This window comes from Rhodoferax sp. (genome assembly GCF_028715765.1).
GTDB lineage: Bacteria > Pseudomonadota > Gammaproteobacteria > Burkholderiales > Burkholderiaceae_C > Rhodoferax.
On record NZ_JAQURE010000009.1, the window covers coordinates 54,734 to 79,767 of the forward strand.

22 protein-coding genes, 1 tRNA gene and 1 pseudogene are annotated in these 25,034 nt (G+C 57.2%); 10 read left to right on the forward strand and 14 right to left on the reverse strand.

Translation table 11 applies throughout. The features are described 5' to 3' along the window. Positions 1 to 125: 125 nt before the first annotated feature. Positions 126 to 650, reverse strand: coding sequence for a hypothetical protein (locus PHT20_RS05335; RefSeq protein ID WP_301019733.1), 525 nt, complete (start codon positions 648 to 650; stop codon positions 126 to 128). Between the two features lie 265 nt (positions 651 to 915). Here PHT20_RS05335 and PHT20_RS05340 point away from each other — a divergent pair, with 265 nt between their 5' ends. Beyond that, positions 916 to 1,494, forward strand: a complete 579-nt coding sequence (locus tag PHT20_RS05340) for a CZB domain-containing protein (RefSeq protein WP_301019734.1) — start codon at positions 916 to 918, stop codon at positions 1,492 to 1,494. 77 nt (positions 1,495 to 1,571) lie between these two features. Here PHT20_RS05340 and PHT20_RS05345 read toward each other — a convergent pair whose 3' ends face one another. After that, a complete protein-coding gene (locus PHT20_RS05345) occupies positions 1,572 to 2,606 on the reverse strand; it encodes a CDP-6-deoxy-delta-3,4-glucoseen reductase (RefSeq protein ID WP_301019735.1) in 1,035 nt (344 codons plus the stop codon). 98 nt (positions 2,607 to 2,704) lie between these two features. On the opposite strand from PHT20_RS05345, the gene PHT20_RS05350 reads away from it, so the two are divergent. Then, positions 2,705 to 3,589, forward strand: a complete 885-nt coding sequence (locus PHT20_RS05350; protein WP_300088471.1) for an SDR family oxidoreductase — start codon at positions 2,705 to 2,707, stop codon at positions 3,587 to 3,589. 1 nt (position 3,590) lies between these two features. Here PHT20_RS05350 and PHT20_RS05355 read toward each other — a convergent pair whose 3' ends face one another. Together PHT20_RS05355 and PHT20_RS05360 are read right to left on the reverse strand one after the other, a co-directional pair. Further along, positions 3,591 to 4,628: a glycosyl hydrolase gene (locus tag PHT20_RS05355; RefSeq protein ID WP_300088467.1), complete on the reverse strand. Its 1,038-nt coding sequence runs from the start codon at positions 4,626 to 4,628 to the stop codon at positions 3,591 to 3,593. Between the two features lie 209 nt (positions 4,629 to 4,837). Next, a tRNA-Leu gene (locus tag PHT20_RS05360) sits at positions 4,838 to 4,922 on the reverse strand. 37 nt (positions 4,923 to 4,959) lie between these two features. On the opposite strand from PHT20_RS05360, the gene cysM reads away from it, so the two are divergent. Together cysM and PHT20_RS05370 are read left to right on the forward strand one after the other, a co-directional pair. Then, the gene (gene cysM, locus PHT20_RS05365) at positions 4,960 to 5,862 is read left to right on the forward strand and encodes a cysteine synthase CysM (RefSeq protein WP_301019736.1); all 903 of its coding nucleotides are present in this window, start codon (positions 4,960 to 4,962) and stop codon (positions 5,860 to 5,862) included. Positions 5,863 to 5,889: 27 nt separating this feature from the next. Next, positions 5,890 to 6,117 (forward strand): sulfurtransferase TusA family protein, encoded by a 228-nt coding sequence (locus tag PHT20_RS05370; RefSeq protein WP_300088347.1) that lies wholly within the window; start codon positions 5,890 to 5,892, stop codon positions 6,115 to 6,117. Positions 6,118 to 6,128: 11 nt separating this feature from the next. On the opposite strand, the pseudogene PHT20_RS05375 reads toward PHT20_RS05370, so the two are convergent. Beyond that, a pseudogene (locus PHT20_RS05375) lies at positions 6,129 to 9,145 on the reverse strand (valine--tRNA ligase). Between the two features lie 163 nt (positions 9,146 to 9,308). After that, positions 9,309 to 11,357: a sensor domain-containing diguanylate cyclase gene (locus PHT20_RS05380; RefSeq protein WP_301019737.1), complete on the reverse strand. Its 2,049-nt coding sequence runs from the start codon at positions 11,355 to 11,357 to the stop codon at positions 9,309 to 9,311. 205 nt (positions 11,358 to 11,562) lie between these two features. Here PHT20_RS05380 and PHT20_RS05385 point away from each other — a divergent pair, with 205 nt between their 5' ends. The 3 genes from PHT20_RS05385 to PHT20_RS05395 all read left to right on the forward strand — a co-directional run bounded on the left by PHT20_RS05385 (position 11,563) and on the right by PHT20_RS05395 (position 14,710). Continuing rightward, positions 11,563 to 13,074, forward strand: a complete 1,512-nt coding sequence (locus tag PHT20_RS05385; protein ID WP_301019738.1) for an ABC transporter substrate-binding protein — start codon at positions 11,563 to 11,565, stop codon at positions 13,072 to 13,074. Between the two features lie 28 nt (positions 13,075 to 13,102). Next, entirely contained in the window at positions 13,103 to 13,414 is a 312-nt protein-coding gene (locus PHT20_RS05390) for a hypothetical protein (protein WP_301019739.1), read from the forward strand. Between the two features lie 90 nt (positions 13,415 to 13,504). Continuing rightward, complete coding sequence (locus PHT20_RS05395; protein WP_301019740.1) at positions 13,505 to 14,710, forward strand: ATP-binding protein; 1,206 nt, start codon at positions 13,505 to 13,507, stop codon at positions 14,708 to 14,710. Positions 14,711 to 14,720: 10 nt separating this feature from the next. On the opposite strand, the gene ahpF is transcribed toward PHT20_RS05395, so the two are convergent. Together ahpF and ahpC are read right to left on the reverse strand one after the other, a co-directional pair. Continuing rightward, on the reverse strand, positions 14,721 to 16,286 hold the full coding sequence (ahpF, locus tag PHT20_RS05400) for an alkyl hydroperoxide reductase subunit F (protein ID WP_301019741.1): 1,566 nt from the start codon (positions 16,284 to 16,286) through the stop codon (positions 14,721 to 14,723). A gap of 168 nt (positions 16,287 to 16,454) precedes the next feature. Then, positions 16,455 to 17,018 (reverse strand): alkyl hydroperoxide reductase subunit C, encoded by a 564-nt coding sequence (gene ahpC / locus PHT20_RS05405; protein ID WP_300085331.1) that lies wholly within the window; start codon positions 17,016 to 17,018, stop codon positions 16,455 to 16,457. Between the two features lie 265 nt (positions 17,019 to 17,283). On the opposite strand from ahpC, the gene PHT20_RS05410 reads away from it, so the two are divergent. The 3 genes from PHT20_RS05410 (at position 17,284) to yaaA (ending at position 18,892) form a co-directional block, all read left to right on the forward strand. Further along, a complete protein-coding gene (locus tag PHT20_RS05410) occupies positions 17,284 to 17,760 on the forward strand; it encodes a hypothetical protein (protein WP_301019742.1) in 477 nt (158 codons plus the stop codon). 14 nt (positions 17,761 to 17,774) lie between these two features. Continuing rightward, the gene (locus tag PHT20_RS05415) at positions 17,775 to 18,041 is read left to right on the forward strand and encodes a type II toxin-antitoxin system RelE/ParE family toxin (RefSeq protein ID WP_301019743.1); all 267 of its coding nucleotides are present in this window, start codon (positions 17,775 to 17,777) and stop codon (positions 18,039 to 18,041) included. 74 nt (positions 18,042 to 18,115) lie between these two features. Beyond that, complete coding sequence (gene yaaA / locus PHT20_RS05420; protein ID WP_301019744.1) at positions 18,116 to 18,892, forward strand: peroxide stress protein YaaA; 777 nt, start codon at positions 18,116 to 18,118, stop codon at positions 18,890 to 18,892. Between the two features lie 233 nt (positions 18,893 to 19,125). On the opposite strand, the gene PHT20_RS05425 is transcribed toward yaaA, so the two are convergent. The 6 genes from PHT20_RS05425 to PHT20_RS05450 form a co-directional block, all read right to left on the reverse strand. Next, the gene (locus PHT20_RS05425; RefSeq protein ID WP_301019745.1) at positions 19,126 to 20,637 is read right to left on the reverse strand and encodes a tripartite tricarboxylate transporter permease; all 1,512 of its coding nucleotides are present in this window, start codon (positions 20,635 to 20,637) and stop codon (positions 19,126 to 19,128) included. A gap of 1 nt (position 20,638) precedes the next feature. Continuing rightward, positions 20,639 to 21,127 carry a tripartite tricarboxylate transporter TctB family protein gene (locus PHT20_RS05430; protein WP_300084222.1) on the reverse strand — a complete coding sequence of 163 codons (489 nt, stop codon included), beginning with the start codon at positions 21,125 to 21,127 and terminating at the stop codon, positions 20,639 to 20,641. Between the two features lie 13 nt (positions 21,128 to 21,140). Beyond that, positions 21,141 to 22,127, reverse strand: a complete 987-nt coding sequence (locus PHT20_RS05435; protein WP_301019746.1) for a Bug family tripartite tricarboxylate transporter substrate binding protein — start codon at positions 22,125 to 22,127, stop codon at positions 21,141 to 21,143. 37 nt (positions 22,128 to 22,164) lie between these two features. Further along, complete coding sequence (locus PHT20_RS05440; protein ID WP_301019747.1) at positions 22,165 to 23,154, reverse strand: tripartite tricarboxylate transporter substrate-binding protein; 990 nt, start codon at positions 23,152 to 23,154, stop codon at positions 22,165 to 22,167. Between the two features lie 253 nt (positions 23,155 to 23,407). Continuing rightward, on the reverse strand, positions 23,408 to 23,908 hold the full coding sequence (locus PHT20_RS05445) for an aminoacyl-tRNA deacylase (protein WP_301019748.1): 501 nt from the start codon (positions 23,906 to 23,908) through the stop codon (positions 23,408 to 23,410). Positions 23,909 to 23,936: 28 nt separating this feature from the next. Continuing rightward, on the reverse strand, positions 23,937 to 24,920 hold the full coding sequence (locus tag PHT20_RS05450) for an alpha/beta fold hydrolase (RefSeq protein ID WP_301019749.1): 984 nt from the start codon (positions 24,918 to 24,920) through the stop codon (positions 23,937 to 23,939). Positions 24,921 to 25,034: the final 114 nt, after the last annotated feature.

Below are 25,034 nucleotides of genomic sequence, written 5' to 3' on the forward strand. Positions count from 1 at the left end.
GTCGGGGCGCCTAGTTGGAGCAATTTTGCGTAAGTCCTATGGCAAATACTTTACACCGCGGGGTGGCTGGTTTTCTGACAAACCAGCCTTGGGTTTCAGGGCGCGTCGGCCTGCGCCCAGCGGTTTTACATTTGACCCTCGGTGAGGGTGTCGAGTTGGAATAGACCGCTTTTGTGCCAGAGCCAGGTGTCGGTGTAGGTGACCCGACCCATGCGCACCGGGGCGGGGTAGGGTTCGGCTTGACGCACGGTACGTTCAATTTCGGCCATTACTTCGGGGGCGTGTTTGGGGGCACGCATCCAGCTGGTGCTGGTGACCCGGCCTTGGCTGTTGACTTCAACTTGCAGCACGCCCACGGCGTAAAGCAAGGGCGGCATTTTGCCGCGGTACACACGGTTTTGGTTTTTGCCATACAGGTGGGCGGCGGCGTCCATGCGGTAGTCACGCGGGCTGCGCGCTTGTGAGACCAGGGCAGGGGTGGGTGGTGGTGCAATGATCACCACCGGGGGCAATACCGGCGCTGGTTTGGGTGGGGGTGCCATGGGGGGTAGCGGGGTGGTGGTGCAGCCTGCCAGAAAAGTGGCAGTGACGGCGCACCAACGCAAGCTTCGGTTGGTTAGAAAGGTGCATGGCGAGGTGGCTGTGGTCATGGTGTGTCTCAGGCTGAGGAAAGGCTGCAATTCAAAACCCGTAATGTGCCCGAAAAAGCCTGCGTTGTGGCTTATGGCAGGCTTAAATAGGTAAAGCTTTGTATCGTCTCTCGTTCCTGGATGGCTCTGGTTACGCGCGCCCGATGAGATCCAGTGGGCGCATGCCCAGGTGAAAAAATGTCAAATGTGACAACAAGTTCCGCTTCTTCGTTCGCAGTTTTGGTTTGAATTTTTTCCTGAAAGTTAAGTTCTTTAACATCCAAATATGACAAAAGAACTCACCGTGCGTCGCCTTGTGGTCGAGCCTCATGCCGGCTTGACGGGTGTCACGCACGGTATTGAATTCATCCCTTTTTTTGAATACGTTGGAACACAAGTGATTGGATCGTTAAAAAAATACCTCAACCCCGCTAAGTTTTCCAAGCCGAGTCAGCGCATCCTGACGCCATTGGCCGCGCAAGCGCTCAACGACTTTGACGTCGATGCTGCCATGGCAGCGCATCAAAACTGGAAATACCGTTTGCAAGCGTATTTGAAAGGCCAGTCCAACGAAGACTTTTCACCCGACGTGATTTGCTTCGATGACCGTTGTGATTTAGGTCGTTGGTTGCACGGCCCAGGCAAGGCGCATTTGGGACATTACCCTGGTTTTACTGCCCTGATGGGGCACCACAAAATGTTTCATTACGCCGCCTCCAACGTGGTGGCTTTGTACAAGGCCGACAAATTGATGCATTCCCACCAAATTTTGAATGGGCAGTATGCTGCTTACTCAAAAGCCTTGGTTCAGGACTTGGAGCGCATGCGTCATGCTGTCAAAAGGGTGAAAAGATCCTCTGTTTGAGCAGGCTCTTGACACCAACCCAGCCGCAAGCTTGGAGAACTGTGTGGAGAAGCTACGCGCCGCCTCAGTGGCAACTTTTACTTGTCAGCTTCTGAGGTGAATGAATCTGCAAAAAATTCACTGTCAGGCAAACCAGCCTGAAAGTAATCTTTGTGTGCAGACTCCACCACAATCGGCGCGCCGCAGGCGTAGACCTGAAAGCCGGACAGGTCAGGAAAATCTTGCAATACCGCCTGGTGAACAAAACCGGTGCGACCGTGCCAGCCGTCTTCGGGCAAGGCATCAGACACCACGGGCACATAGCGCAGCTGGGGTAGTTCGGTCAGTTTGGCTTCTACCCAGTCATTCAAATACAAATCATGGGGTCTGCGCCCGCCCCAGTAAAGCGTGGTGGGGCGGGTGATGTTGGTAAATTGCATGTGCTCAATGAGCGCTTTGATGGGGGCAAAACCGGTGCCTGAGGCCAACAGAATGATGGGCTTGGCGCTGTCTTCGCGCAGGTAAAAGCTGCCATAGGGGCCTTCAATGCGCATGATGTCGCGCTCTTTCATGCTGCCAAACACCTGATCTGTGAATTTGCCACCCGGCATGTGGCGAATGTGGAGCTCTAGCCCCTGCTTGATCAAATGCGGCGCGCAAGCCATGGAGTAGCTGCGGCGAACGTTGTCGCGCAGCAAAAATTCGATGTATTGACCCGCATGGTAGTCAAACGCCTCGGTGGCAGGCAGTTGCAACACCATGCGCATCACGTCGGGCGATTTTTTTTCAAGCACGGTCACACGGGTCGGCATTTTTTTGATGGGGAAGGCATTTTGAGCGGTCACCTGGCGCGACTCCAGCACCACGTCGCTGTGCGCAGTGGCGCAGCAGGTCAACACATAGCCCTGGGCTTCTTCTAGGTCGCTCAAGGCTTTGCTTTGGTGTGTGCCGTGGGTGATGTGGCCACTGATTTTTTTGCACTTGCATGAGCCGCAGGCACCATCTTTGCAGCCGTAGGGCAGGTTGATGCCTTGGGCAATGCCCGCCGCCAGCAGGGTGTCTGCCTCGGTGACGGTAAAACTTCTGCCGCTGGGCTCTATGGTGATTTGAAAGGGTGTGTTGCGTGCGGTCATATTCTGGTTATCCTCATGGTGCATGTTTGATCAAGGAGCCAATTTTGCCTGTAACGCGAAGCCCACACCCTCAGTTGTATGCCGCGCGCCCCACTGCCATGCCCGCCCGCTTCAGACGCCAGCGGGTGCTGCTGGTGGGCTGTGGCGATGTCGGCGTCAGGGTGGCCAAACTGTTGCGCCCACGCATGCGTCTGCTGGCGCTCACCTCCAGCCCAGCACGCTTGGGTGAGTTGCGGGCGTTGGGGGTGACCCCGCTGCTGGGTAACCTTGATCAGCCTGGCAGCCTCAGGCGCCTGAGCGGTTTGGCCAACCAGGTGATTCACCTGGCACCACCACCCAATGCAGGCGAGGCCGATCCGCGAACCCAGGCGTTGCTGCATGTGCTGCGCAGGCGCACCCCGGCACAGGCCTTGGTGTATGGCTCTACCAGTGGCGTGTATGGTGATTGTCAAGGTGAGGTAACTACAGAAACAAGAGCTACTCATGCACTCACAGCAAGGGCTAGAAGGCGAATTTATGCTGAAAAAAGCGTGCGCCACTTTGGCCGTGCCAGCGGCGTGCGCACCAGTATTTTGCGCATTCCAGGCATTTACGCGCCCGACCGCGAAGGCGGCACTCCGCACGCTCGGCTGCTTAAAGGCACGCCGGTGCTGCAGCCACAAGACGATGTGTTCACCAACCACATTCATGCCGACGATCTGGCGCGCGCTTGCGTGGCGGCGCTGTGGCGTGGGCGCTCAGGCCGGGTCTTTAACGCGAATGACGACACGTGCATGAAGATGGGGGACTACTTTGATTGGGCCGCTGATGTGTATGGCCTGCCACATCCGCCACGTGTTTCGCGCGAAGCCGCCCAAAGCCAATTGCCGGCCATGATGCTGAGTTTCATGGGCGAGTCTCGCCGCATGGACAACACCCGCCTGAAAAAAGAGTTGCGCTTGACGCTGCGTTACCCCACCGTGCAGCAGGGTTTGCCAGGCTGACTCAGGGTTGCACTGCCGGTGTGGGTGCAGCAAGCCAGGCAAAGGCTTGGGTGAAAGCCAACTTGTCAAGACCCGCGAGCCCGTGACAGGTGGGCGACACCTGCGTGCTGGTCTCTTTGCAGCCGACATCCCGGTTCAATGACCAAAAATGCAACCCGCCTAAACCGTAGGTTTTGGCAAATGTGGCCAGCCTATGGGCATCTTCCAGCGTGAAGACATTGCTGGTCTCGTCGTTGATGCCCAGCATGGGTGTGACTTCAATCCGATGCAGCGGCAAATGGTAAGTGCGGCTGAGGTTGTTGACCGCGCGAATGGCCGAGGCCACCATGTCGCATTGTCCGTTGCGCACCACGCAGTTGCCACGGTCGGCATGGCCGTAGTTCATGACCATCAGATTGATGTGAAAGTTTTCCATTTCCGCTTTGGCCAACGCGTGCATGACCTTCTTGCCTGTTGGGTTCAAGCTGTTTTCTTCTCCGGTGCCAATGGCAGCCAGCGTGAAGCTGTAGCGCAATGCTGGGTAACGTTTTGCCGCCAAACTTACCTGGTGCACCAGGTCTTGGATCATGGCTTCGGTTTGTTGGGCTTCGATGTTGAAGTCAAACCCGAGCAAATGGCTGGATTGATAGCGCTTGATGAACGTCTCCATGCCGGTTTCAGAGCTGCAAGTGAACATGTCGTCAGCCCCACCCGTGGAGATCATGTAGCCCACATTGGCTTGCTGCAAGGCTAGAAGATTCGCCGTAGCCAGCTTTTGAGCGCTCAGCCCTCCCCAGCGTTCCTGACCGCATTCACCACTGGCAAAAGCCAAGGTCAAATTTTGAAACCCCTTGAATGTTTCGCCTTTGGGCAAGCGCACCGTGGATTTTGTGTTGGAAGCAAAAAATGTATCTGTCAGCGGAGGTGTCACCTCAATAGCCAAATTCAAATCAAGGTAGGGGCTGAAATGAAAGGGCTCTTTGGCCGTCTCGAAAAAGAACTCGGTTTTGGCAAAAGAAAAATAGACCAAAAGTGCTGCAATTGCCAGTAAGCTCACCATGCTTGAAAACACGCCTAAGCGGAATCTAGAAAAGATGTAATGCCTCATGAAACGATCTTGCTCTTCAAGGTTGGTGGCAACTGTAAAGGTAACTACAAAAGTTTGAGCTGCATGGGTGCAAACTGACAACCGATGAGGCAACAAAAAACCCGCTGGCCTATAGGGAAAGCGGGTTTTGAGGTGTTTTGACACTGTCTGAAAGCGTCGAATGGTGCCCGGGGCCGGAATCGAACCGGCACGCCTTGCGGCGGGGGATTTTGAGTCCCCTGCGTCTACCAATTTCACCACCCGGGCAACGCTTGAAGCCCTGAATTATGGCACAGTGTGGGGTATGAACTATTCAACCATTGAAAATTTGATCGGAAAAACCCCGTTGGTGCAGCTTCAGCGCATCGGCGCGGCCGCCAATCAAACCAAAAACAACGTGATTTTGGGCAAACTGGAGGGCAACAACCCTGCAGGGTCGGTCAAAGACCGAGCCGCCATGTCGATGATTCAACGCGCGCAAGAGCGCGGCGACATCCAACCTGGCGACACCCTGATCGAGGCCACTTCAGGCAACACTGGCATTGCGCTGGCCATGGCTGCGGCCATCAAGGGCTACCGTATGATTTTGATCATGCCTGAAGACCTGTCGATTGAACGGGCTCAAACCATGAAGGCATTTGGTGCTGAGCTGATCTTGACCCCCAAAAGCGGCGGCATGGAATACTCGCGCGACTTGGCCGACCAAATGTCGCGCGAGGGCAAGGGCTTTGTGCTAGACCAGTTTTCCAACGCCGACAACCCGCGCATTCACGTGGAAACCACCGGGCCCGAGATTTGGGCAGACACCAAGGGCAAGGTGACCCATTTTGTCAGTGCCATGGGCACCACCGGCACCATCACCGGCGTGTCGCAGTACCTCAAAAAGAAAAACCCGGCCGTCAAAATCATTGGCGTACAGCCCACTGAGGGCTCGCGCATTCCTGGCATTCGCAAGTGGCCTGAGGCCTATTTGCCCAAAATTTACGATCCCACCCATGTGGATGAATTGGTTTATGTGAGCCAGGAAGATGCCGAAGACATGTGCCGCAAACTCGCGCGAGAAGAGGGCATTTTTGCAGGCATTTCTGCCGCGGGTGCCTGCTGGGCGGCACAGCAAATTGCCTTGCGCGAAAAAAATGCCACCATTGTTTTCATTGTTTGCGACCGAGGTGACCGCTATTTGTCCACCGGCGTTTTTCCGGCTTGATTCAGTCTTATTAAAACCCCATACACCATGCAAACCGACAAAGAAATTGATGCCAGCGGCTTGAACTGCCCCCTGCCCATTTTGAAGGCCAAAAAAGCGTTGGCAGAGCTTGTCAGCGGCCAAACCCTCAAGGTGGTGGCCACTGACAAAGGCTCGTTGCGCGACTTTCAAGCCTTTGCCAAACAAACTGGCAATGAGTTGCTAGACCAACAAACGGTGGGTGAATCTTTCATTCACGTGTTGCGCCGCCGCTGACCCTCGCGTGCTCAGCCCAGCCGTGCCAACTGGTCTTTGACCTTGGTCACGGTGGCTTCAAAATCAGCCAGACGTTTGCGCTCTTGCTCAATCACGTTAGCTGGCGCGCGCGCCACAAATGATTCGTTGCCCAGCTTGCTGTTGGCTTTGGTGATTTCGCCCTCTAGCCGCGTGAGTTCTTTGTTCAGGCGCACTTTTTCCGCGACCACATCGATTTCCATGAACAGGCACACGCGCGCTTCACCCACCACCGCCACCGGGGCGGCTTGCGCAGCGGCGGCCCAGTCGGTCCCAGACTCAAATACCTTGACTTCGCTGAGCTTGGCCAGCGCTTGCAGCACCGCTGCGCTCTGGCGCAAAAACGCAGCCTCAGCAGCGCTTTCAGCCAAGGCAAACAGCGGCAGGCGTTGCGCGGGAGAGACCTGCATTTCGCCGCGCAAATTGCGGCACGCATCCACCAGCGTCTTGAGCTTGGCGACGTGCGCGATGGCCGCTGCGTCAATGCGCTCAGGCTGCGCCAGCGGGTAAGCGGCCACAGCGATTGAATCACCACCGCGCCCAGCCACCGGCGCGACCTTTTGCCACAGCTCTTCGGTCACAAACGGAATGATGGGGTGTGCCAGCCGCAAAATGGTTTCCAGCGTGCGGATCAGGGTGCGGCGCGTGGCACGCTTTTGTGCGTCTGAGCCTTGCTGGATTTGGACTTTGGCAATTTCCAGATACCAGTCGCAGAACTCGTTCCAGACAAAGTCGTAAATGGTTTGCGCCACGTTGTCCAGACGGTAGTCGGCAAAGCCTTGCGCCACGGTGGCCTCGGTTTGCTGAAGTAGCGAGACGATCCAGCGGTCGGCCTGGCTGAAATCAAGGTAGCTGGCGCCGACTTCACATTCGGCCGCAGTGTGCTCTTTGAGTCCACAGTCTTGCCCCTCGCAGTTCATCAGCACAAAGCGGCTGGCGTTCCAGAGTTTGTTGCAGAAGTTGCGGTAGCCTTCGCAGCGTTTGCTGTCAAAGTTGATGGAGCGGCCCAGCGAGGCGAGTGACGCAAAGGTGAAGCGCAGGGCATCTGCGCCAAAGGCGGGGATGCCAGTGGGGAATTCTTTTTCGGTGTTTTTGCGCACCTGCGGTGCGGTTTCGGGCTTGCGCAGACCCTCACAGCGTTTGACCAGCAGTTCGGGCAGGGCAATGCCGTCAATCAAGTCCACCGGGTCGAGCACATTGCCCTCACTCTTGCTCATTTTGTGACCCTGCGCGTCGCGCACCAGGCCGTGAATGTAGACGTGTTTGAACGGCACCTGGCCGGTGAAATGGGTCGTCATCATGATCATCCGGGCAACCCAGAAGAAGATGATGTCGTAGCCGGTGACCAGGACGCTGCTGGGCAAGTAGAGGTCGATGTCGTTGAGCTTGTTGCCGGCTTGTGAATCTGCTTGAGCGTTGGTTCCGCGCTGGGGGTAGGCGTACTGGTTTCGGGCCAGCCCATGGTGCTGAAGGGCACTAGCGCGCTGGAGTACCAGGTGTCAAGTACATCTTCGTCGCGTTTGAGTGCGCCAGAGTAACCTGCTTTTAGTGCTTTAGCCCTTGCCTCTTGTTCGTTTCTTGCTACAAATACCGTACCATCTTCGGCGTACCATGCCGGAATCTGATGGCCCCACCAGAGTTGGCGGCTGATGCACCAGTCCTGGATGTTGTTCATCCACTGGTTGTAGGTGTTGACCCAGTTCTCAGGCACAAACTTGACTTGGCCAGACTGCACCGCGTCGATGGCTTTTTGCGTGATGCTTTTTCCCGTGGGGTCTTGTTCAGACACTTTGGACATCGCCACAAACCACTGGTCGGTCAGCATCGGCTCAATCACCTGGCCGGTGCGGGCGCAGCGCGGCACCATCAGCTTGTGTTTTTTGATTTCGACCATCAGCGCCAGCGCTTGCAGGTCTTTGACGATTTTTTTGCGGGCTTCAAAACGGTCTAAGCCCACATAGGCGCCGGGTGCTTTGCTCTCAATTTTGGCATCAAGTGTCAGCACGCAGATCATTGGCAGTTGGTGGCGTTGGCCGACTGCATAGTCGTTTTGGTCATGTGCGGGCGTGACTTTCACCACGCCGGTGCCGAAGGCTTTGTCGACGTAGTCGTCGGCAATGATCGGAATGGTGCGCCATGCTGCAGGTGTGTCGCCCGACAAGGGCAGGGTGACGTGTTTGCCAATCAGGTGCTTGTAGCGCTCGTCTTCCGGGTGAATCATTGCGGCCACGTCGCCCAGCAGGGTCTCGGGGCGTGTGGTGGCCACGACCAGGCCGGGGGCCAGTTCGCCGCCCACCAGTTGCGGGCCGTCGGCAAACGGGTACAGGATGTGCCACAGGCTACCGTCTTCTTCTTCAGATTCCACTTCCAGGTCAGACACGGCGCTCATCAGCACTGGGTCCCAGTTGACCAGACGTTTGCCACGGTAGATCAGGCCTTGCTCGTACAGGCGCACAAAGGTCTCGGTCACGGTTTTGGACAGTTTCGGGTCCATGGTGAAGTATTCGCGGCTCCAGTCCACCGTGTCGCCCATGCGGCGCATTTGGGTGGTGATGGTGTTGCCGCTCTTTTCTTTCCACTCCCACACCTTGCTGACAAAGTTTTTGCGGGCTTCTGCGGGTGTTGGTCCCATGTCGTGGCGGCTGATGCCTTGGGCTTGCAGCTGGCGCTCCACCACGATTTGGGTGGCAATGCCGGCGTGGTCAGTGCCCGGAATCCAGGCGGTGTTAAAGCCCGCCATGCGGTGGTAACGCGTCAGGCTGTCCATGATGGTCTGGTTGAACGCGTGACCCATGTGCAGCGTGCCGGTCACGTTGGGCGGTGGCAGCTGAATGCAAAAGTTGTCGCCGCGTGCGGCTGCGTCTGCACTGGGTGCGCCCGTGCCGCGAAACCCGGCCACGCCGTAACCGCGCTTTTCCCATTTCGGCCCCCAGTGGGCTTCCAGAGCGGCGGGCTCAAAAGATTTCGACAGGCTGTCTAAGCCAGGTTGCAAGCGGGTGGTATCGGTCATGATAGTGTGGGTTGGGGTGCGGTGACGCTTCGAGAGGCGGCATCAAAACGCTCAGCGGGGGGTTGATGCGAGCCAACACAAGACGACAAGCAGACAGTGCTTGTAGCCTTTGAATTTTATTCGACGAATCTGTTTGTGTGACAGATGCACCTGCGCCCGGGAATCACTGGCCACTGCGGTAGGCTACAGCGCGGTTGCGTCCGGTTTGCTTGGCACGGTAAAGCGCCTCATCTGCTTGGTTGACCATGCGTTGCACCCCTGTTGGCATGGCGCTGGTGGTGGTGTCGCCTGATGATGCATCCAGGGTGCGCGGGCTTGTTGGCGTGAACACGGGCTGCACACTGACCACACCAATGCTGACTGTGACAATTGTCGCCGCCGTTGATTTGGCGTGCGCCATATTCAGTGAACGTACCGCTTGGCAAATGCGCTCTGCTGTGTCTTGGGCGCGTGCCAAGTCAGCGTCAGGCAACACCACGGCAAACTCTTCACCACCGTAACGTGCCGCCAATTCACCGGTTCGGTTGACCGATGCGGCAATGGCTTGTGCCACCTTGATCAAGCACTCGTCACCTGCGGTATGGCCGTAGTGGTCGTTGTAAAGCTTGAAAAAGTCCACATCAATCATCAAAAAGGCCAAGCTTGACGATTGGCGCATGGCGCGCTGCCATTCAGCGCTCAATTGCTCATCAAGCGCGCGCCGGTTGGCAATTTTGGTCATGGGGTCGAGGCGAATTTTTTGTTCCAGGTCGGCACGGTAGCGGTTGAGCTCTTCTTCGGTTTGTTTGCGTTCGGTGATGTCTTGCACTGTGCCTAGGAGGTGGGTGACATGGCCGCTGGCCTTGTTGAGTTCAACTTCGCACCAGGTTTCAACCCAGCGCAACGAGTGGTCGCTGTAGTGGTCGTGGACAGGGTCATGCAAGATGCGGTACTGGGTGCGCAGTGGCTGGCGATTTTTGATGGCTTGCGTGTGCAGCGCAATGGTGCGCTCGCGGTCATCAGGGTGAATCAAGGCTTGCCAATCTGTGACCGACATCAGACCGGGTTGCGTGGTGTTGAAAATGGCGTCTGCCATGTGAAAGGTGGTGAAGCGCTGCGTTGCCACGTCTTGCGAAAAGTAGCCGATTGAGGCAGCTTTTTGGGCATTTTCAAGCCAGCGCATGTTGCGTTGCAAGTCGGCCTTGAGGGCGCGCTCACGCAGCCAGGCCTTGCGTTGCCAAAGTGTCAGTAATATGCCCAGTAGCAGCAAACCTAATGTCACCGGCAAGCCCAAAGCCAGCAGCTCGCGCTGCTGCGTGTTGGCCATCACTTCAGCTACGTCGATTTTTGAGACCACCAGCCACGGCGAGTCAGGCACTGCGCTGGCGAGGGCAATGACCTCTTGGGCGCGGTAATCCTGAGCGTAAAAAATACCGCGTGTGCCCAAAACGGCTTGCACGGCAGGGTCGCTGGTGCGCGTCAACAGGCTGCGCACATTGAGGTTCTGATTGGCCGCCTGGCGCAGTGGGCTAAGGTAAATCAGCGCATCACCCTGCCGAGCCACGATGCTTGACTCTGCTGTGCTGCTGGGGGTGGGCCAGCGGTCTAGCATGGGGTAGAGCGTGCTGCGCACATCACTGACCAGCCAGACAGCGCCCGTGGCCTGCGCGCCGTCAAACAAAGGGGCTATCACACCGAAAAACGGGAACGCAAACATGGCATCCACACGCGGCTCAACCGCAACGGCGGTGGCCTGGGTGAAGGCGCTTTGCAGTGCTTGCTGCTCAGGAGCAGGCAGCCGCTGTGTGATGACGCCATCGGCATTGAGTCGCAGTTGCCCTTGATCATCGACCAAAAACACCGCGACATACTTGGCGCGCTCTTGCAAAATGCGCAAGCGTTGTTGCACCGGCAAGGCGTGCGCGGGTGTGGCTGATTTGAACCATGTGCTGGCGGCCTGGGCCAGCAAGGTGTCGTCCAACAGCGCCAGTGCATCGGCCATGCGCTGCTCGCGCCAACTGGTCACCCCTTCGGCTTGCAAATGGCCAATGGCCATCAACTCACGCTCGGCTTGGTGTTTGCTGCGCGCCATGCGGTCGTTGTAAATGGTGTTCAGACCATAAGCCAGCAGCCCCGTCAGGAACACAATCGCAGTGACAAGCAGTCCCCAGGTCACTGATTTGGGCAAGCGTGACGGGGTTTTAAAAAAGGCGGGTTGGGTCAAAACTGGCATAAGCTTTGCTTCCACTGAGGCCAGATGTACATGTTGAGGTGATGATTTACCATGAGTGATGAGAGACGCCTAACCGACCCAGCATCATTGCACAGCCACGTGTGCTGTAGGCGTGGTCTGCGGCGGTGCGCTAAGACGGCTCAATTTTGCGTCAGTTTTGATTTTGTAATGGCTCTTTGTGGTTTGTTGTTTGAGAGAAAAATCAATGTCATTCAATCCTCGCCAATGGTTGACTTCTGCCTTGTTGTCAGTTTGCCTGCTATCAGGGCTTGCAAGTGGTGTGCCAGCAGCCTGGGCACAAAGCGTGCAGCGTCCTGTGACGCTGAGTTTGTCTTTAGAGCCTGACAGCCTGGACCCCACCACAGCCGCCTCGGCCTCGATTGGTGAGGTGGTGCACTACAACGTGCTGGAAGGGTTGGTCAAAATTGAAGAAAGTGGCGCCACGGTGCCACTGTTGGCGCAATCCTGGGCGGTCAGCCCGGACGGTAAACGCTACACCTTTGCCCTGCGCCCGGGCGTGCTGTTTCATGATGGTGCCCCGCTGGATGCCAGCGCGGTCAAATTCACGTTTGAGCGCGCCCGGGCAGCAGGCTCTGGCAACAAGTCAAAAAAAGTGTTGTTTGACAACATGGCCAGCATCAGCACGCCTGATGCACTGACCGTGGTGCTTGAACTGCAGCACCCGGATGCCAACCTGTTGTTTCGGCTGGGCGAAAACACCGCCGTGATTCTGCACCCCAACTCTGTCGCGCTGGCGGCAACCCAGCCGGTGGGTACCGGGCCGTACCGTTTTGTGAGCTGGAAAAAAGGCTGGGGCATCACGCTGACCAAGTTCGCCGGCTTCAGGAACGCCGCTGCGGTGCAGATTCCACAGGTCACGTTTCGCTTCATCAATGAGCCCGATACACAGTCTGCAGCGGTGCTCGCTGGCGAGGTGGACATGCTTTTCAACGTCGCCATGCAAAACTTGGTGCAGTTTCAGTCTGACAAAAATTTCCAGCTCATTGCAGGCTCATCCAACGGCAAAGGGCTTTTGGCCATCAACAACAAGCGCAAACCGCTTGACGATGTGCGTGTGCGCCGCGCCATCAGCCACGCCATTGACCGCGAAGGCTTCATCAAACGCATGCTGGACGGCCGTGGCAAGGCCATTGGCAGCCACTTTTCGCCAACCGAGCCTGGCTACATCCATCTCACAGGCATGTACCCCTACGACCCCCAAAAAGCCCGCGACTTGCTCAAGCAAGCGGGTGTCAAACTGCCATTGGTGCTGACGCTGAGCTTGCCGCCCACCCCCTACGCCCGCACCGACCGCGCTTTGCTGGTCGATGCCTTGGCTGCCGTGGGCATTGAGGTCAAAACCGAATACCTCAGTTGGCAAGAATGGCTGGCCGGTCCGTTCAAGGGCAAGTTTGACCTGACGATGATTTACCACGTGGAGTCTTTGGACTACTACATTTACACCGACCCCAATTACTACTTTGGCTACGACAGCCCCAGCTTTCGTGACCTGGTGGCGCGCCACAGCGCCAGCCAAAACGGGCGTGAGCGCCAGTTGCTGCTGGTCGAGATTCAGCGCCACTTGGCCACAGATGCGGTGAACGCCTGGATTTATGCCGCCCAAGTCACCGCGGTATCACGCAAAGGGCTCAAAGGCTGGTGGATGAATTACCCCATTTTTGCGCATGACATTGCGGCTCTGCGCTGGGAACAATGAACCCCACAGACCGTCGGATGCGCACCGCATGAAGCAACCACCGCCGCTTAACCTGCCTGCTCAAATATCAATTGCTGCACTTGGCGTGCTTGGCCTGCTGGGTGGCTCGCTGATTGTGGCCTACGCCGGCTTTCAGACATCGCCACGCCGTGGCGGCACTCCCACTTTTGTGCCCGCGCCTGAAGCTTATGTCATGGCCGCCATCATGTACCTCATGTCCTGCATTGCCGTGCTGGTGCTGTTGCGCCATCACCAGTTCTCAAAGCTTGCCATTGCCGTGGCTTTTGGCGTCTACGTGGCTGCAGCTGCTGCACTGGTCGGGGTGTTGGCGCGGCTCTGAGTGCTTCTGATTGCCCCCGTCTTGACTGTAAATAATAATTACTCAATCAATTGAGTAAAATTAGTCGATCAATTGAGTAATTTTTAAACCATGACCATTCAACGTGCCGCATTGCCCAGCTTTTGTGCCCGGTTGCAAGAGCCTCGGCGCTTTTTACAGGTGTTGGCTGGGCCGCGTCAGGTGGGTAAAACCACCTTGGTGCGTCAGGCTTTGTCTACTTTGAACCAGCAGCCAGGCCCAGCCATGGCTCAGCACAGTGTCAGCGCCGACAACCCCGGACTGGTTGGAGGCGCTTGGCTGCGCACACAGTGGGAGACCGCGCGTGCGCTGGCCGCCCAGGCCGGGCGCTGTGTTCTGGTGCTGGACGAAGTGCAAAAGCTGCCTGGTTGGACGGAAGAGGTCAAACGCTTGTGGGACGAAGACACGTTGGCTGGGCGCGATGTGCGGGTAGTGGTGCTGGGCTCTGCGCCGTTGCTGATTGCACGTGGGTTGACCGAGAGCATGGCCGGGCGTTTTGAGCTCACGCGCATGGGGCACTGGACGTTTGCCGAGATGCACGCGGCGTTTGGTTTGACGTTGGATGAGTTCATCTACTACGGCGGCTACCCCGGTGCGGCCAGCCTGGTGGGTGAGCCAGCGCGCTGGGCTGCGTATGTGCGCGACGCACTGATCGAGACCACCATCAGCAAAGACGTGTTGCTGATGAGCCCGGTGCAAAAGCCAGCCTTGCTACGCCGGGTGTTTGACCTGGCCTGTCGCTACAGCGGGCAAGAGCTGAGCTATCAAAAAATGCTGGGGCAGTTGTTGGATGCGGGCAACACCACCACGCTGGCGCATTACCTGGAACTGCTTGAAGGTGCGGGCATGGTGTGTGGGCTGCAAAAGTATTCTGGGCAAGTGGTGCGTCAGCGTGGCTCCAGCCCCAAGTTGCAGGTGTTCAACACCGCGTTGATGGGCGTGAACGCCATGCTGGAGGGTTTTGACCTGAATCGTTTGCGTGCCACGCCCGAGCTTTGGGGGCGCATCACCGAAAGTGCAGTGGGTGCCGAGTTGCTGGCGCGGCATTTGGCGCACAGCAGCACCCAGCCGCAGATTTACTACTGGCGCGACGGTGTCAATGAGGTGGATTACGTGCTGCGTCAGCGCGGCGAGTTGTTCGCTTTTGAGGTCAAAAGCGGCGTTAGTCAAGGCAACGTGAAAGGGTTGGATGCTTTTTGCAAGCTCAACCCAACTGCTCGACCGCTGATTTTGGGAACGGGTGGCTTGCCCCTGCAAAACTGGTTTGCAGCGGCCTGAGGGTTCTGACTCAGGCCGCTGGCAGCCGCATCAAATAGTCGAACGCACCCAGTGCCGCCTTGGCGCCATCACCGGTGGCGATGATGATTTGCTTGAATGGCACGGTGGTGGCGTCCCCTGCCGCAAACACACCGGGCAATGATGTTGCACCCTTGGCATCCACCACAATCTCGCCCCGGTTGCTCAGCTCCAGCGTGCCTTTGAGCCATTCGGTGTTGGGCACCAGGCCAATTTGCACAAACACACCGGCCATGTCCAGGTGGTGCAGTTCGCCCGTAGCACGGTCTTTGAAGGTCAGGCCGTTCATTTTTTGACCATCACCGGTGATCTCGGTGGTTTGCGCATTGAGGTGAATCGCCACGTTGGGCAAGCTCTTTAATTTGTTCACCAGCACCGCGTCAGCGCGCAACTGGGTGTCAAACTCGATCAGCGTCACGTGCGCCACCACGCCTGCCAGGTCAATGGCTGCTTCCACGCCCGAGTTACCGCCGCCGATCACGCCCACGCGTTTGCCCTTGAACAGTGGGCCGTCGCAGTGCGGGCAGTAGGCCACGCCTTTGGTTTTGTATTCAGCTTCGCCCGGCACGTTGACGTTGCGCCAGCGCGCGCCGGTGGAGAGGATCACGGTTTTGCTCTTCAAGCTGCCGCCTTGAGCTAGCTGCACCTCAATCAAGCCATCGGTTTGGCTGGCGGGGAGCAGCTTTTCCACGCGTTGCAAGTTCATGATAGGCACGTCGTAGGCGCGCACATGAGCTTCCAACGCAGCGGCAAACTTGGGGCCATCGGTTTCCAGCACCGATACATAGTTTTCAATGCCCAAGGTGTCATTGACCTGGCCACCAAAGCGCTCTGCCACCACACCGGTACGGATGCCCTTGCGAGCGGCATACACCGCTGCTGCTGCACCCGCAGGGCCACCGCCCACTATCAGCACGTCAAACGGAGCTTCGGCGCTGAGTTTGGCCGCCTCACGCTTGGCTGCACCTGTGTCAAGCTTGGCAATGATTTCTTCCAGCAGCATGCGACCAGAGCCAAACAACTCGCCATTCAAAAATACCATGGGCACCGCCATGATCTCGCGCTGGTTCACTTCAGTTTGAAACGCGCCGCCTTCAATCACCACCGTTTTGACCTTGGGGTTGAGCACCGCCATCAGGCTCAAGGCTTGCACCACGTCCGGGCAGTTGTGGCAAGTCAGAGACATGAAGACTTCAAAGTTGAAGTCGCCGTCGAGGGCACAAATGCTCTCAATCACCTCCGCTTCGACCTTGGGTGGGTGGCCGCCAGTCCACAGCAGCGCCAGCACCAAAGAAGTGAACTCGTGGCCGAGCGGCAGGCCAGCAAAGCGCAGGCTATGGCTGGTGCCTGGCCGCTGCAGGCAGAACGAGGGTTTGCGCGCATCAGTGCCATCGGTGCGCAGGCTGATCATGTCGCTGCGCAGGCTTTGGATGGTTTGCAACAGCTTGAGGGTGTCGCGCGAGGTTTCGGAATCATCCAGGCTGGCCACCAGCTCAAACGGCTGCACCACGCGTTGCAAATAAGCGCCGAGTTGGGTTTGAAGGTCTTGATCGAGCATGATGGACTCCTGTAAATGCTTTTAAATAAATAGCTGCTTACGCTTTTAAAATAAGGGCTAGAGGCTGATTTTGTATATAAAAAAGCCGGACGGCAAGGCACGCACGCACCTTGACGCAGTCCGGCTGCGGGCAGGTCTTGTCAGACCCACCGATTGGGTACCGGCGGTTTATATTTTGCCAACCAGTTCCAGGGACGGGGCAATGGTCTTGGCGCCTTCTTTCCACTTGGCGGGGCACACTTCACCGGGGTGGCTGGCGGTGTATTGAGCGGCTTTGAGCTTGCGCAGGGTTTCAGACACATCGCGGGCGATTTCGTTGGAATGGATTTCCAGCGTTTTGATGATGCCATCAGGGTTGATGATGAAAGTGCCGCGGTAAGCCAGACCATCAGCTTCAATATGCACATCAAAAGCATGGGTCAGCGTATGGGTGGGGTCGCCCACCAAGGGGAATTTGGCCTTGCCCACAGCGGGTGAGGTTTCGTGCCACACCTTGTGCGAGAAATGCGTGTCGGTAGTGACGATGTACACCTCAGCGCCCATTTTTTGGAACTCAGCGTAGTTGTCAGCGGCGTCTTCCACTTCGGTCGGGCAGTTGAAGGTGAAGGCGGCGGGCATGAAAATCACCACCGACCATTTGCCCTTGAGGCTGGCCTCAGTGACTTCAATGAACTTGCCGTTGTGAAACGCTTGGGCTTTGAAGGGTTGGACTTGGGTGTTGATCAAAGACATATGAAACTCCTGGTGTGAGTGGGTTGAAAAAAGTCGGTGTCACAAAGATTGTTTGCCGATGGATGAATCATAGGGGCGATCTATCGCTTGCGTGATGCATTGTGCTAAAGCTATTGATAGCCAAACTTTATGACGCCCACCCCATGCTTTCAATCAACAGTTATTTGAAATTCAAATAAAAGTTAAACTGCAAGATAATTGGAACTTTGCACCAAAGCCTTCTCTCAACCTTTCACATTTGTCCTTATTCAGGAAAGTCGCCACCATGCAAACCTTGAACCTTGAACAACTCAAAGCTGCGACCCTGGCCGGTGGTGTGACTGGCATCACCTTGCGTGGCGACGGCGCCGCGTTTGTGGTGCAAGTGCACACCCAGCGGGGCGAGGCCATCATGGTCACCTCGCGCCAGCAACCGCGCCGCTTTGCCGACCCGCGCAAAGCGCTGCATGTGCTGCGTGGCACGGGTTGGCAAGAGTTCCGTATCGACACCGTGCAATGGCGGCCGGAAGAGCTTGCGCTTGAAAAAAGAGCCCGCCCAGACCGCAGCACTGCCCTGAAAGCCGCCCACGAGGCAGCGCAGCTTGATGCCGACTACGACCGCTGGTTCCGAGCCAAGGTGCAGGCTTCTATTGATGGCCTCAAAGATGGCACGAACCGGGTTTACACCGCCGATGAATGGAAGACGGTTCGTGCCGACATGTTGGCTCGCATCAAGGCACGTCGAGTGTCTACAACGGTATGACAAGTTACTACCGATTGAATCGAACAGACGCTTACCGGCTGGACTTACAAAGCGTCCACGACTACATTGAACAAGACAACCCGGATGCAGCCATGAAACTGCTGTTGCACATTGAAGATCAAGTTGACCACCTGGCCGACCCCAATTTCCCACGCCGCATGGGCCGCCAACCCGGCACGCTGGAGCTGGTGGTGCATGCCAACTACGTCGTTGTCTTGCAGCAAACCGACACCACGGTGACGCTGTTGAACCTGTTGCATGTGGCGCGCCAGTACCCCTGATAGTTACATGCCAAATCAGGCTCTAGACCATGTATTTAATGCTCAGATAGCTCTTATTTTTAAGTAAAAACCCCATGCTTTTCTTGCTCTCTCCCGCCAAATCGCTCAACTTCGACGCCCCTCGTGCCGACGTGCCACACACCCAGCCCTTGTTCACCCAGAAGTCGGCCGAGCTGATCGCTCTTCTGCGTGAGAAATCTCCGCAAGACATTGCCAGCTTGATGCACCTCAGTGACGCGCTGGCCGGGCTGAACGTGGCGCGTTACCAAGCCTGGTCTGACAAACCCACCCAGCAAAATGCCAAACAAGCGGTGTTGGCCTTCAATGGCGACGTGTATGACGGCCTGGATGCCAACACTCTCAGCCCTGCCGACCTGGCCTGGGCACAAGACCATGTGTGCATGTTGAGCGGCCTGTATGGCGTGTTGCGCCCGCTTGACTACATGCAACCCTACCGGCTGGAGATGGGCACCCGGCTGGCCAACGCGCGTGGCAAAGACCTCTACCAGTTTTGGGGTACGCAAATTGCTGACTACCTGAACACGCGTTTGCAAGCTGACAAAACCCCGGTGGTCATCAACCTGGCAAGCCAAGAGTATTTCAAGTCAGTCAATCTGCAGGTGCTCAAAGCCCGGGTGGTGGACTGCGTGTTTGAAGACTTCAAGGGCGGCCAATACAAGATCATCAGCTTTTATGCCAAGCGCGCCCGTGGCCTGATGGCGCGTTTTGCCACCACCCAGCGGCTCAGCCTGCCAGAGCAGCTCAAAGCCTTTGACCTGGATGGCTACGCCTATGCCCCGGCCGCATCCAGCGTGAACAAGCTGGTGTTTCGGCGTCAATTGCAGGCTTGATGGCGGTTGAGTCTGCCGAGGGCTGACAAGCGTTTGAGCCTTTGAGTACCCCACCAAAGCATTTTTCAGTCTTTTACTGACGGTGAATCCCATTGCGCACAGCGGATTTAACCTCTATTGACCATCAAGTCACCTAATTTTTCTCAAAATCCTGCCGTTTTGAAGGAGGAATGCTCACGCTGGTGTGACCCGAAGTTATCCGAAAAAGACGATTTTGAACGACACCATGAACGCTATTCCTCGACAAATGCCTCGTCGCGTTTTTTGTGGATGGCGGGCAGCAACGCCACTGCCAATAACACCAGCGCCGCCAGCAGCAGCCCCCCCGACAACGGCCGTGTCACCAGCACACTCCAGTCGCCGCGCGACAGCAGCAGCGCACGGCGCAGGTTTTCTTCCATCATCGGGCCCAGAATAAACCCCAGCAGCAGTGGTGCGGGCTCCATGTCGAGCTTGATGAACACATACCCGATCACCCCAAAAAGACCCACCATCCAGATGTCCCAGGTGTTGTTGTTGGTGCTGTAAACCCCAATCGCGCAAAACAAAACAATCGCCGGGAACAACCAGCGGTAGGGCACGGTGAGCAGTTTGATCCACACCCCAATCAGGGGCAGATTCAGCACCACCAGCATGGCGTTGCCAATCCACATTGAGGCGATCAGTCCCCAAAATAACTCGGGGTTGCTGGTCATGACTTGGGGGCCGGGCTGGATGTTGTGAATGGTCATGGCCCCGACCATGAGCGCCATCACCGCATTGGGTGGAATGCCCAGCGTCAACAGCGGAATAAACGAGGTTTGCGAACCTGCGTTGTTGGCCGACTCAGGCGCTGCCACGCCGCGAATATTGCCTTGCCCAAACGGCACCTCACCGGGCTGAAGTTTGGTTTTTTTCTCGATGCTGTAGGCGGCAAAAGCCGACAGCAGAGCCCCACCACCAGGCAAGATGCCCAAAATGGAGCCAATTGTGGTGCCACGCAAAACGGCAGGCACCATGCGCTTGAAGTCTTCGCGGGTCGGCATCAGGCCATGCACCTTGCCAGTGAAAACCTGACGCTGCGCCTCTTTGACAGACAGGTTGGCAACGATTTCACCGTAACCGAAAACACCCATGGCAATCACGATAAAACCAATGCCGTCGGTCAGCTCCGGGATGTCAAAGGCAAAACGCACCACGCCTGAGTTGACATCGGTGCCCACCAGCCCCAGCAGCAAGCCCAGCACAATCATCGCCACCGCTTTGAGCAGTGAGCCCGAGGCCAACACCACCGCACCAATCAAACCCAACACCATCAACGCAAAGTATTCGGCTGGGCCAAACATGAAGGCGACTTCGGTCAACGGCGTGGCAAACGCCGCCAAAATCAAAGTGCCCACGCAGCCGGCAAAAAACGAGCCCAACCCTGCCGCAGCCAGAGCCGGACCGGCGCGACCCTTGCGCGCCATCTGGTAGCCGTCAATCACCGTCACGACCGAACTGGCCTCACCCGGCAGATTGACCAAGATCGCCGTGGTTGAACCACCATATTGCGCGCCGTAATAAATGCCCGCCAGCATGATCAGCGCCGACACCGGTGGCAGCGCGTAGGTGGTGGGCAACAGCATGGCAATGGTGGCCACCGGGCCAATGCCTGGCAGCACGCCAATCAAGGTGCCCAGCAGGCAGCCGACAAAGGCATACAACAGGTTAATGGGGGTGGCCGCCACCCCAAAACCCATGGCCAGGTTGGCAATTAAATCCATCCTATGCGTTCATGAAGGTTGGCCAGACCGCAAACTGCAGTTTGAGCAACACCACAAAAGCCAAGTAGCTGCCCAGCGCGAGCACGCTGGCCAACACCAAGGCTTCTTGGAGTTTGAACTTTTCACCGGCCAGGCTGGCCACCAGCGTCAGCCCATAAATGCCCAGCACCAGCCCCATGGCCGGTATGCCCAGGCCGGGCAGGCCACCCAGCAAGACTCCAAACAGCAAATTGGCCGCAATGACAAAAAACAGCGGCTTGAACGCCCAGGCACCGATCTTGTCGCTGCCTGCACTGCTCCGCGCCATGGCGCGCAGGGTGATCACCAAGCCGAGCAGCACCAGCAGCAGGCCCAGCATCAGCGGGAAAAAACCTGGCCCCATGCTGGCACTGGTACCCACACGGTAGTTGGTAGCGCCCCAGGCAAAGGCCGCGCCGATGGCCATGAACAGCAGTCCGGCGTAAAAGTCTTTTTGACTCTTGATCAGCATCACAACAAGATTCTTATTGAGCCTTGAAACCGCTGTCCTTGATGATGCGTGCCCAGGTTTGGGCGTAGGCGTGTTCGCGGCTACCCAGCTGCGCGCCGGTCATGTAGCCCACCGTCAGACCCATGGCGGTCAGGCGTTCACGCACATCTGGCAACGCGACCACTTTGGCGACTGCGCCTGAGAGCTTGTCCAAGGTGGCTTGCGGTGTGCCCTTGGGGGCAAAAATGCCGTAGTAGGGCACGTCTTCAAAACCCGCCAGACCCAGTTCGGCAAAGGTTGGCACCTCTGGCAAAGCCGCCTGGCGCTGGCTGCCTAGCACCGCCACCACACGAATCTTGCCGGCTTTTTGATTCTCGATAAAGTCAGGCACCGACCCCACGCCAGCGTGAATCTGGTTGCCAAGCATGTCGGCCATCATCGGGGCGCTGCCGCGGTAAGGCGCAGCTTGCAAATCCAGCCGGTATTTCTGGCCAATGACCTTGACTAAAAACTCAGGTACCGAAGCCGGAGCGGGCACACCTACCGTGTCTTTGCCAGCCCCTTGTTTTTGTACCCAGGCCACGTACTCGGCCATGCTCTTGGCGGGGGTGCCACCCGATACCGCCAGCCCGTTGACAAAGGTGGCGAAACCAGCCACTGGGACAAAGTCACGCGCAGAGTCGTAGCCCGGGTTTTTCACCACCAGCGGCAGGATGGTGATGGTGTGGTCGTGCGACAAAAACAGCGTGTTGCCGTCGGGTGTGGCATTTTTGAGCGCCTGCGCCGCAATTTGGCCACCGGCTCCGGCCTTGTTTTCTACCACCACGGGCACGGCCAGCTGGTCTTTGAGCTTGTCTGCCAAAATGCGCGCAATGGCATCGGTGCCACCACCTGCGGGGAACCCCACCATCAGCTTGACCGGCCCACTTTGCGCATGTGCCAGCGACGCAGCCAGCAAACCACTTGCCAGCACGGCCTTGAACAGACCGCGTACCACTTGACGCTTTTGAAATGTCAACATTTGCAACTCCTGATAAAAAAAAGATGGTTGTGGTGGGCTACTGATTGCTCACGCTCAGCGTTTTGATCACGCCGCCAAACAAGGCGGTGTCGACCTGAACCCGTTTGGCCAACCCCTCGGGGGATGAGCCCACCACTTGCCAGCCCTGGGCAAACAGCTTTTGCCGAACCTCGGGCGTGCGCAAGATGTCGTTGACCAGTGTGGCCAGCTTGCTCACCAAGGCGCTGGGCATGGCTTTGGGGGCGGCCACGGCGTTCCATATCTCCAGGTTAAACGCAGGCACACCCACTTCGGCCATACTGGGAAATTCAGGCGCCAGGGTACTGCGCCCGCTGGACGTGACCCCAATCGCACGCAGCTTGTCGCCCCTGACTTGCGCCAGTGCCAGCGCCGGTGGCAGCAGCGACAGCTGCAACTGCCCACTGATCATGCCGGTGGCCACCTGGGCGTAGCCAGGGTAAGGAATGTGCATGGCGGCAATGCCGGTTTTGCTCTTGAACAGCTCCATGCCAATGTGACCCACTGTGCCCACACCGGGTGAGCCATAACTCCAGCGGTTACCGGCCTGTTTGGCTGCATCCAAAAACGCTTGCGGTGTGGCACCGGGTGCGGCTTTGGGCACCATCAGGATCAGTGGCGACACACCGACCAGGCTCACTGGCTGCAAGTCTTTGAGTGGGTCGTAGGGCAGCTTGGGGTTGAGCAATTTGGCGGTGGTCATGTTGCCATTGATCATCAGGCCAATGGTGTGGTTGTCCGTGGCTTTGGCAACAAAGTCAGCGGCAATGTTGCCACCCGCACCCACTTTGTTGTCCACCACCACGGCTTGGCCCAAGGCTTTGGCCAGGGGTTCGGCCAGCACACGTGCCGTGAGGTCGGGTGAAGAGCCCCCCGGAAAACCCACAACAATGTGCAATGGCTTGTTTGGCCAACCCGAAATTTGATTAATATTTTGGGCTGTAGCGCTTGTACAGACTGCGTAAGATGCTATAACTAATAAAGCAAATAGGTGGCGAGAAGGTGACATGATGGCTCCGGTAAAAAGTGTTGATCAACTCGAGCGTTGGTGGCTTTGAACGGGCTTGGCCGGGCTTTGCGCCCAGACAGTAGAAGCAGCACAAAGCAGTGTGCAAAGACCCGTGAGCCAGTGGTGGGTTTTCATGGGGATTTTCCTTGGGTTTCTGGGGTGAGGCGCAACAATTTGTAGATTGATTCCGCCCGGCATGGATGACGGCGCAGGCCATTTGCAAGTATGCCACCGCCTTGCGGTCATGAAGCCCTTAGCTCAGTTCCTCTGCCATCGCACATTGAACCGGGTGCGCACCGAGCACGTTCACACACACCTGCGGGTCGATGCCCACCAAATAACCGCGGCGACCGCCGTTGATCAAAATTTTGGGCAATTCCAAAATGGTGGATTCGATGAAGACCGGCATGGTGCGGCGCGTGGCAAAGGGTGATGTGCCACCCACCAGGTAACCGCTGTGCCGGTTAGCCACCTCCGGCGCGCAAGGTGACACCGACTTGACCCCAATCTGGCGCGCCAGATTTTTGGTTGACACCTTGCGATTGCCATGCATCAGCACCACCAGCGGCTTGGCGTCTTGGTCTTGCATGATCAGTGTCTTGACCACAGCAAACGGGTTCCAACCCAGCACTGCCGCACTGTGCAAGGCACCGCCGTGCTCAAGGTATTCGTAAGGATGCTCAGTGAACGCCACCTTGCTGGCTTTGAGCAACTGGGTGGCGGGTGTTTCAGAAACGTGGTCTTTTTTTGCCATGAATGACTTTATTCAATCGCGAGTTCTTTCAAACTGCATTGTCCCTTGTGTCACAAAGCCATTGGCTGACCTGCTGGTAAAGGATTTCCGGGGTGTCAAAGCTGTCATGACTTCCAGCCACCTCCAAAAGCGTTGCATGGGCGCCCGCATCTCGCAAACGCAGAGCGCAGTCCAGCGGTACAACCTTGTCGCGGTTGCCATGCACCAAAAGCACCGGGCAGCCAATCAAGCCGATGCGCGAAACCGGCGCGATGTCATTGAATCGGTGGCCAATGACATGCTCAACGTAGCGGTTCACCAACCAGCCTACCGGCCAAAATGGGATGCGGTACTGCGCCAACCATCGCTGCATGACTTGTTCAGGGTGGGCAAATGCCGACACGCTGACCACGGCTGACACGTCAGTGCGTCGCGAGGCACACAAAATGGCGGCAGCTGCGCCCACGGAGTGCCCCAGCACGACCAACCGGTGTTGTGATGTGGCTTCATGCGCAAGCAACCAGTTCAAGGCAGCGTCGATGTCTTCGGCAAAGCGAGGCAGCGAGCTGAAGGTGTCTGCGTCACTGAGCCCATGACATCTGGCATCGGGCAGCAAGACACGCCAGCCCTGTGCGTGCAACTCTCTGGCTGCAGGCATCAATTGGCTGCCATTGCCGCCCCAACCGTGCATGAGTACGACCGTGCCTAAAGTCTGTTTGAGCGGGGTTTGCGGCAGCCATTGCGCAAAAAGAGTGCGTTGGTTTTGCGTGGGAATGCGCAAATGCTGCGGCGTTGGTAAAACAACATCGCTTGCGTCTGGGTGCGCCAGACGTGCTGGCGTGAGTTCCCGACGCAGCCACTGCAAAGCCAAAAACACCACTACGGGCACAAGCGCCAGATAAACCCCAAATGTCCAGCTCACATATCTGACATAGCCAAATCCGCACAGGCCCGCACCCACGTAACCAACGATGCCAAACAAAATGGCACCTGCGATATAGAGCGGACTGGGCAACATCAGACTAACTGTCATGAATCCAAGCCGACGCCCCGGATGATGAAAGAAACTCTAGGGTGGAGGTGACGGGGTCGATGCCGAGAAAATTCTTTGGGAGCGAGCATCCCGATAACTAACTTGGCACGCCTA